This is a genomic window from Acidithiobacillus sulfurivorans, from assembly GCF_018853815.1.
GTDB classification, from domain to species: Bacteria; Pseudomonadota; Gammaproteobacteria; order Acidithiobacillales; family Acidithiobacillaceae; genus Acidithiobacillus; species Acidithiobacillus sulfurivorans.
In genome coordinates this window covers 24,988-32,371 of sequence record NZ_JAAOMP010000027.1, presented here as the reverse complement: position 1 = coordinate 32,371, position 7,384 = coordinate 24,988, and the positions used below count along the sequence as shown (strand labels likewise).

Annotated in this window: 11 protein-coding genes; all 11 read right to left on the bottom strand. The window is 54.4% G+C overall.

The window, feature by feature from the left end; all coding sequences use genetic code 11:
• Positions 1 to 672 (bottom strand): DMT family transporter (locus HAP95_RS01685; RefSeq protein WP_215882691.1); only part of this gene is annotated, 672 nt, incomplete at its 3' end.
• Positions 673 to 1,296: 624 nt separating this feature from the next.
• Entirely contained in the window at positions 1,297 to 2,505 is a 1,209-nt protein-coding gene (locus tag HAP95_RS01680; protein ID WP_215882690.1) for an RNA-guided endonuclease InsQ/TnpB family protein, read from the bottom strand.
• A 19-nt stretch (positions 2,506 to 2,524) separates the two neighbouring features.
• Entirely contained in the window at positions 2,525 to 2,770 is a 246-nt protein-coding gene (locus HAP95_RS01675; RefSeq protein ID WP_215882689.1) for a DUF5615 family PIN-like protein, read from the bottom strand.
• Positions 2,770 to 2,991, bottom strand: a complete 222-nt coding sequence (locus tag HAP95_RS01670; RefSeq protein ID WP_215882688.1) for a DUF433 domain-containing protein — start codon at positions 2,989 to 2,991, stop codon at positions 2,770 to 2,772. Before HAP95_RS01670 ends, HAP95_RS01675 begins: the two co-directional genes overlap by 1 nt.
• Before the next feature lie 111 nt (positions 2,992 to 3,102).
• Positions 3,103 to 3,426, bottom strand: coding sequence for a type II toxin-antitoxin system PemK/MazF family toxin (locus HAP95_RS01665; RefSeq protein ID WP_226832413.1), 324 nt, complete (start codon positions 3,424 to 3,426; stop codon positions 3,103 to 3,105).
• The gene (locus tag HAP95_RS01660; protein ID WP_215882687.1) at positions 3,423 to 3,644 is read right to left on the bottom strand and encodes an antitoxin MazE family protein; all 222 of its coding nucleotides are present in this window, start codon (positions 3,642 to 3,644) and stop codon (positions 3,423 to 3,425) included. Before HAP95_RS01660 ends, HAP95_RS01665 begins: the two co-directional genes overlap by 4 nt.
• Positions 3,645 to 3,966: 322 nt before the next feature.
• The gene (locus HAP95_RS01655; protein ID WP_226832411.1) at positions 3,967 to 4,260 is read right to left on the bottom strand and encodes a DUF167 domain-containing protein; all 294 of its coding nucleotides are present in this window, start codon (positions 4,258 to 4,260) and stop codon (positions 3,967 to 3,969) included.
• Between the two features lie 22 nt (positions 4,261 to 4,282).
• Positions 4,283 to 5,197 carry a L,D-transpeptidase family protein gene (locus HAP95_RS01650; RefSeq protein WP_215882686.1) on the bottom strand — a complete coding sequence of 305 codons (915 nt, stop codon included), beginning with the start codon at positions 5,195 to 5,197 and terminating at the stop codon, positions 4,283 to 4,285.
• Positions 5,194 to 6,264, bottom strand: a complete 1,071-nt coding sequence (locus HAP95_RS01645; RefSeq protein ID WP_215882685.1) for an FIST domain-containing protein — start codon at positions 6,262 to 6,264, stop codon at positions 5,194 to 5,196. The genes HAP95_RS01650 and HAP95_RS01645 overlap by 4 nt, the downstream gene beginning before the upstream one ends.
• Positions 6,243 to 6,893, bottom strand: a complete 651-nt coding sequence (nth, locus tag HAP95_RS01640) for an endonuclease III (protein ID WP_215882684.1) — start codon at positions 6,891 to 6,893, stop codon at positions 6,243 to 6,245. The genes HAP95_RS01645 and nth overlap by 22 nt, the downstream gene beginning before the upstream one ends.
• Before the next feature lie 54 nt (positions 6,894 to 6,947).
• Positions 6,948 to 7,364, bottom strand: coding sequence for a hypothetical protein (locus tag HAP95_RS01635; protein ID WP_024892945.1), 417 nt, complete (start codon positions 7,362 to 7,364; stop codon positions 6,948 to 6,950).
• Between the last annotated feature and the right edge of the window lie 20 nt (positions 7,365 to 7,384).

Sequence of the window (7,384 nt, the reverse complement as noted above, 5' to 3'; positions counted from 1 at the left end):
CAGAATCAGGGCAGCAATGGCATCCGGTAGAGCCGGTACGGCGCTGCCCAGCCATAAGGCGAGTACCAGATTGACGCTACCCGCAACCCAACCCTTGTTGGCGGCAATCCAGCTGGAATCCGTCAAGGAGACTTTCCGGGTCAGATTATTGTCTGCGCCCCAGGCAAAGCAGGCGGCAATGATGGCCGCTGCTGGCCACAACTGTTTGATATGAAATTGCAGGGTTCCGGCACCGGGCCAGCTGAGCAGCACCATGCCGAGCACAATGGCGAACATGCCCCAGGCAATCCGACGATCGAAGTTTTCCTTGAACACCCACCAGGCCAGCAGCGTGGTGAATACGGATTCGGCATTGAGCAGTAAGGAGGCATTGGATGCTGCCGCACCCCGCAGTCCGAACATGAATAGCACTGGTGCGATGATGCCTCCTGCCAGTATGGAGGCCCCAAACCAGAAGGTGTCTGCACGCGATAAATGGACGCGCGGACTGCGGCGCAGCAGCCGATACACGCTGAGCCCCAGACCGGAACCCAGATACAGCAGGGCCGCGAGCATCCAGGGGCTGACCGACGCCAGGAGAATTTTGGCCAGAGGGGTGCTGGCACCAAAAAGCAGCGCGGAGAAAATCACTGCCGGAATTCCGGGACGAATCAGCTTCTGGATCATATTCATGGAATTATGCTCAGCACTTTGGCCCTGTTATGAATGGAAAAGGAATTGTATGTCCATGGTGAGTATGAACTGTCGAGCTTGGGTGCAAAAGGTCATTTGCGCCAACAGATACTTAAGCAGCAAACGATCACTACCATAACTTGCCTGAAGTTTTGATCATGGGCTTTGTATGAGGTTTTTGGTTTGGCGTTGGTATTCCTTTAAAATCACAACAAAGCGCGGCTAATACTCAAAATATCAATATTTATATTTTCTCACTCAAAGAAGAGAAAAATGGACACTATGTGACGTTAAATAGTAATAATGGTGCTGTAGTGCCTGTGTAAAATCATTCGATCATGTTGAATAATATATATTAATGTATATTTGAGCTGATCAAGCCTTACTATCATATATGCCCTCCGAAGCCGAAGGTCACTGGTTCGAATCCAGTACTGCGCACCAATAAAATCATTGAGTTACATTGAGGCTGGCTGCGTGCCGGTTTTTTTGTGCCCAAATGGTGCCCATTTTCTTGACATCCTCCTCGCCCTCAGCCAAGGACGAGGATTCCTTTCTGCCAGCAGCGGCCCACCTTCAGCCACTTCGATTGCATGGCCCCCTTTGAGACCATGCAACTCCCCGTTACTCTGGAGAACAGACTACCCCGGCGTGCCCCGCCGTTGACTGCAATCCTCTTGCGAGGATGTTCTGTGCCGCATTCACATCGGCGTGTGCTTCGTGCCCACAGTGCAGGCAACAAAATATGGCTCCTTTACGGTTCCCAGCATCCACCGCGCCGCACGCCGCGCAGGTTTGCGAAGTATAAGCCGGGCCCACCAAAAGCAGCATGCCACCAGCCCACTGGAGCTTATAGCCCAGCATCTGTTTGAGCATGCCCCATCCCTGATCGAGGATGGATTTGTTCAGCCCTGATTTCTGCCGGATATGGCGTCCGGGTGCTTCCACGGTGCCCTTTGCAGACGCCGTCATGTTCCGTACTTTCAGATCTTCCAGCACCACGACCGCGTGGTTTTTGCTGATGGCGGTGCTGACCTGATGCAGTACGGTCTTACGAATCTCCGCGATGCGCTGATGCCATCGCGTGATTTTGGCCTTCTGTTTCTTCCAGTTGGCTGAGAACTTCACTTTGTGCGCGAGCTTTCTTTGTTCGCGCGCCAGTTGCTTTTGCAGATTCCGGTAGGCGGTGACCGGCAGGAACTGGGTACCGTCGGACAAGGCCAGGATGTTCTCTTTGACATTCCGGTCGCCGCCCACTGCGGACGTTGCCGGGTGAACCGGGTCCGTTACCGTTTTCTCGATCTGAATGGCGACGTACCAGTGACCGCCCGACCGGCTTACCGTCACATTGCGGATTTCGCCGCCGATGAGGCAGGACTTGCGGAACTTCACCCAGCCGATTTTCGGCAGGAAGATCTTGGGGAGCACCTTGCGACCGTCCTGATCGACCGGCTTCAGATTGAACTGAATATGGTCCGGTTCCGGGTAGCGCATGCTATCGTGAACGAACTTCTTTTTGAACTTCGGGAATTTTTTGACCGAGTTCTTATCGAACGCGTCTTTCAATGCCCGCGAGAGATGTCTTAAGGTCTGCTGTTGTGGCATCGACGGGGATTCCGCGAGAAATCCGAAGGTTTCCGTATTGCGCCAGGACGTGAGCAGTTCGCACAGTCCGGCATAATTCAGGGTGCCGCACTGATGATCGAGATAACTCTTCTGCACCGCCAGCGCCCGGTTCCAGACGAAGCGCACGCAGCCGACCGCGCGGGCCAGAAGGTTTTCCTGTTCCGGTGTGGTTTCAAGACGATAGCGCACGGCTTTCTGGATCAGCATGGTGTATAATTATACAGTGTTAGTAACAGGTTGGCAAAATATTTACTGGCGGACGGGCGACTTCGACGGCGTTGAGCCGGCTCGCCGCCGCGCTATCCATCCCCGGCCTGAACGCCGGGGCTTTCCGCGCTTTTCGGTAAATTACTATTTCCAGATCAAGAGCGCTGGACATACCGATGTCGGCAACATGGCTGGCCGAATAACCTTGCGCACTGATCCATCGGGCCAGAGCAGGTGGTAGCTGCGCATCCACTAAAAACTGCATCAGGCCACATAAAGAATGGAGTGGTCCGCTTGCTGTGCAGCGTAATGAAGGCTGGCGGCGATATCTTCGGACTCCAGGTAGGGGTAATCTGCCAGGATTTCTGTGGTCGTTGCTCCTGCCGCCAAGAGTTCGAGAATGTCTTGTACCCGAATACGCAGCCCTCGGATACAGGGCCGTCCGCCGCATTGCTGGGGATTGATAGTGATGCGCTCAAGGTGCATGGTGGATCCTCTTTATCGCTATAGCAAAATAATATAGGTAAATGGGTGAGTATAACAATATGGCGTTGACGGCCAGTGCTTGAGAAGCAATCAGGAGATCGTTGGAGCGGATTAGACCATGCCGATCACCAGCAGCAGTGCCCGATCAACTGCTTTCATTTTACCCTCGTCGAGACGGCCAAATGCTGTGCTGATTTTGCTCCGTGGCAAGGTCGCCAGCTTGTCCACCATTACTTGGGATAAGGCTCGTAATCCATTGGCTGGGTTGGGCTCAATCGTGACGCGGAATACCGCGTCACGCAGATCACTGGTGATCGGACAGAGCACGACACTTTCGAGATCCGACAAAAGATTAGACTGCACAATGACGGCGGGACGGGGTTTCCCATAGTCACCGTGCAGAGACACCGTGACCAAGTCCCCCCGTTGCATCATTCCCATCCATCCATCTGCGCGGCGGCTTCTTCGGTAAACTGTAAAATATCCGCTTCTGTCGGATCATCATGGAGTTTCAGACACTGATGGCGAACTTGTGCAACGAACTCCGGGGAGCGGGTGTCGGGTACCCAGAACTGAACAGGGCGTAAACCTGCAGCCTTCATTCTTGCGCGATGACGGGTAGCCTTGTCGGTTGGGGTGTGAAGAGATGACATGATTCCCCCACTGGTTGCATGTTTAGTGACATGTTACCACGCATGCAGGCGCCCGACAAAAGGCATTTGGGGTTTGCTTTCGGTCGCAAAGTGAAGCCATCGGCTCTAGCGGAGGAGTGTTCACTTTTTTCTGTGGTTCGAATCCAGTACTGCGCACCAATAAAATCAAGAAGTTGCATTGAGGCTAGCCGCCTGCCGGTTTTTTTTGTGCCCAAATAGTGCCCATTCTGTGCTTCCGCTTTCATCTCTGCACATCCAACTATATGACTTACATGGGATTAAGCAATGAACGATGAGAAAGGTTCAGAGGTATGCGCCATTATCATTCCAATAGGGAAGTTTGGATCTGAAAAACCGATGGTAATCGTTTAGGGCATGGTATCCTGAGCTGTTTGTTAACATTCATTCGACCAAATACGACTTCGATGGAAGAAGGGGGCACATCAAACTCCCGGGCTAAAAAACGCAGCATATGATCGGTGGCTCGACCATCCTGGGGTTTTGCGGTGACGCTGACCTTGAGCTGGTTACCCCATCCAGCGCGAATGAGGTATCCTGAATCTCGTGGTCTAGCCCGGCGTGATCGGGAGCGCCCGAAACTGTCCAGTCGCAACATAATTACATGCGCTGCGTTCTTTTCACAGCGGTTCCGGTATTCCCGTAGCAGCCTTTAGCCAGCGCTGGGCAATGCGCGAATCAATGGCTTTGCCAGCGGGCAAATGTTGGTTGAGCCAGTCTGTAAAGGGGTCTTGGACCTGATCGAAAGGGCGATCAGTCATTTGCCCATAAATTTGCAGGTAATCATGTCCGCCATCATGGCCCAGTAACCAGGGTTGATCGACAATCAGGACCGGGGTTCCTGCCGGAACACTTGCAAATAGTGCTTCGATGTTTTCAGGATAGAGGCGGATGCAGCCATGACTGACGCGCATGCCAACCCCCCAGGGCTTGTTGGTGCCATGGAGCAGATAACCGGGAACAGCCAAGCGCAGGGCGAACAGTCCCAGTGGGTTGTCGGGGCCGGCAGGAACCACTGCTGGCAAAGGATCTCCATTTTCTGCATGTTCCTTGCGAATGCTTTCCGGTGGTGTCCAGCTGGGGTTTGCCACTTTGGCGGTAATGCGGGTCTTGCCCAAGGGTGTCCCCCAACCTTCGCGACCTACGCCGATGGGATAGGTACTGACTTCCGGGGCCTGACCGGAGACGGTGGGCGGATAATAAAATAACCGCATGGCCGCCAGATTGATCACTATGCCCTGACGGGGGGCATCGGGCAGTACATATTCGCTGGGAAGAATGATGCGTGTGCCTGCACCGGGTAACCAGGGGTCCACCTGTGGATTTGCGGCGGTAATCTGGTCATAACCCAGGTCATATTTACGGGCAATATCGGATAGTGTGTCTTCATGTCGGGCGCTGATGCTCTGGATAGCACCGACCATATTGTCTCCAGGGGGCGGCAGCAGATACGTACTGCTCCAGGCGGGAGCAGTCAAGACTATCAGCATTAAACTCAAAAAAGACAGGATAACTGCGGAGCGATTTATGGTCATATATCTGTCCTTGAAAACAGGGTGTAAATTTTTCCATAGCGCAAAAAATGGCTGCGCTGCTGATGCGGAAACAGTTCACCCATGCCGTAGGCCCCCAGCATGGGCAAATCGGGATATTGCTCGCGCCAGATACACAGATCTTGATCTTCCTGACCAAAAAATGCCGCATCCCGACCAATGGAGCTGGAAATCCAGGCAAATGCGGGCTCTTGGGTGCTGGCGGATAATTGTTCCAGAGCGATGCGGGTGTCACGCTCGGCAATGGCCGGATCGCGCAGGCTGAGAAAGGCCCGTGAATTTTCTTCCAGCGGTCTTTCCAGCCAGAGCCCACTACGATTCAGGTCGGTGGCACGAATGTGCAGTAATTCCGGCGGAGCACCGGGGGCAGCATCGGCGAGAATCTCACCCATGAGCAGGCGCTCCAAGGGCAGGCGACTATCCTTGCGGATGCTGACCGGAATGTTCTGGGCCAGCAGGGGAAGCGCCAGATAACGTTCCAGCTGCAGCAGCAAGCTGCCTTCCTGAAGATGGACCGGGAGTGGGGCACTTAGGGTACGCAGTCCTGCGGACCAGACGCTTTGGAGTGGCTGGATGCCCTGAAAGGCAATTTCCAGAATATTCCGTGGGCTAGATTGATACCAGAAGCGCCCGCTGCGACTGCTGAGACTGCCAAAGCGGGGTAATTGTTGCAACCATTCGCCCTGGAGGTGCTCCAGCCTTCCCCAACTGAATGTCACCCGATCGGCGTCGGGAATCTGGGGCGTAAAACCCAGCGGCGCGCTCAGGAGGAGAACGGCACAGGCGTTTTCCCCCAATGCCGCATCTCTTTCGGTAAATACCCCCGGAAAGGTCCCTGTTGCAATTTGCAGGCAGGACAGTGCACGCATCTGGGACTGCAGTAATGCAGGACTCACCGGAGCAAGGGTAGGGCTGAACAAAAACAAAGCGGCAGTGATGGCTTCACCAGAGAGTTTTTCGCGGGCCTCGGCAATGGCCGATTGAAGCAGTTCTCCGGCTGGACGGTTACCGCGCGCGAAGCCGCTGGCTACTGGTTTTGATGGGCCCACAGTACCTTGTCAGGCCAGGCGCAGCAACTGAACAGCGCGCAGCGTTCACAATGCGGGCGGCGTGCCGTACAGGTATAGCGGCCATGGAGGATGAGCAGATGGTGAGCATCCTGAATATAAGCAGCGGGAACCTTTTTGAGCAGAGCCTGTTCTACGGCGAGGGGGGTTTTGCCCGGAGCAATGCCAATCCGATTACCCACCCGGAAAATATGAGTATCCACGGCGATGGTGGGCTGTCCAAACTGGGTATTGAGTACCACATTGGCGGTTTTTCGCCCCACGCCGGGGAGTGCTTCCAGAGCGTGACGATCTGGGGGTACTTCTCCGTGATGCTGAGCAATCAGCTGCTCGGCCAGTCCATGAACATGACGGGCCTTGGCATTGAAAAGTCCGAGGCGACGAATATGATTTTTGATGCCCTCTTCTCCGAGCGCGGCCATGCTGAAGGCATCGGGCGCCTCTGCAAATAAAGTCGCCGTACACAAATTGACCACCTTGTCGGTGCTTTGGGCGGAAAGAACTACGGCTACCAGCAACTGAAAGGCGCTGGCGTACTGCAATTCGGTTTTGGGTTCGGGGATGCTGGCGCGGAGCGCGGCAAAGCACTGCTTGATGTGTTTGGCATCCATAGCTAATTTGAAAATCGGGGGCTGAACCGGTGATCCGGCCCCCGATTATTTGGCTTAGACGTGACGGTAACGACCGATTTCGGGCGCTTCGGCACGAGGATGGTTGGCCGCTACGGCATTGGCTGCGGCAATCCATTCTTCATGATCGTGTTCCAGAGCGTGCAGCATATCATGATCCAACTTGGGCAAAATGCTGCCTTTGATGAGTTCGCCCAGATCCAGCATGCGCGTGGCAATGGCATAACCATGCAGGTGGAAGTCATGATCGGCGTGGGTGCCGAAATGATCGCTCGCGAAAAGTACGCCCTTGGCGGCGTTGAGATCGGCGTCGTTCATGACGTAATCCTTGGCCCATTTGTACCATTCTTCAAAGTATTTTTCCTGGGCTTCAATACTCCAGTTGTGGGCTTCAAAAAAGGCAAACACAGAAACGCGGTTGGCTTTGCCGGAAAAGGGAAAATGACCTGACATCGTGCGACTCCTCATGCATG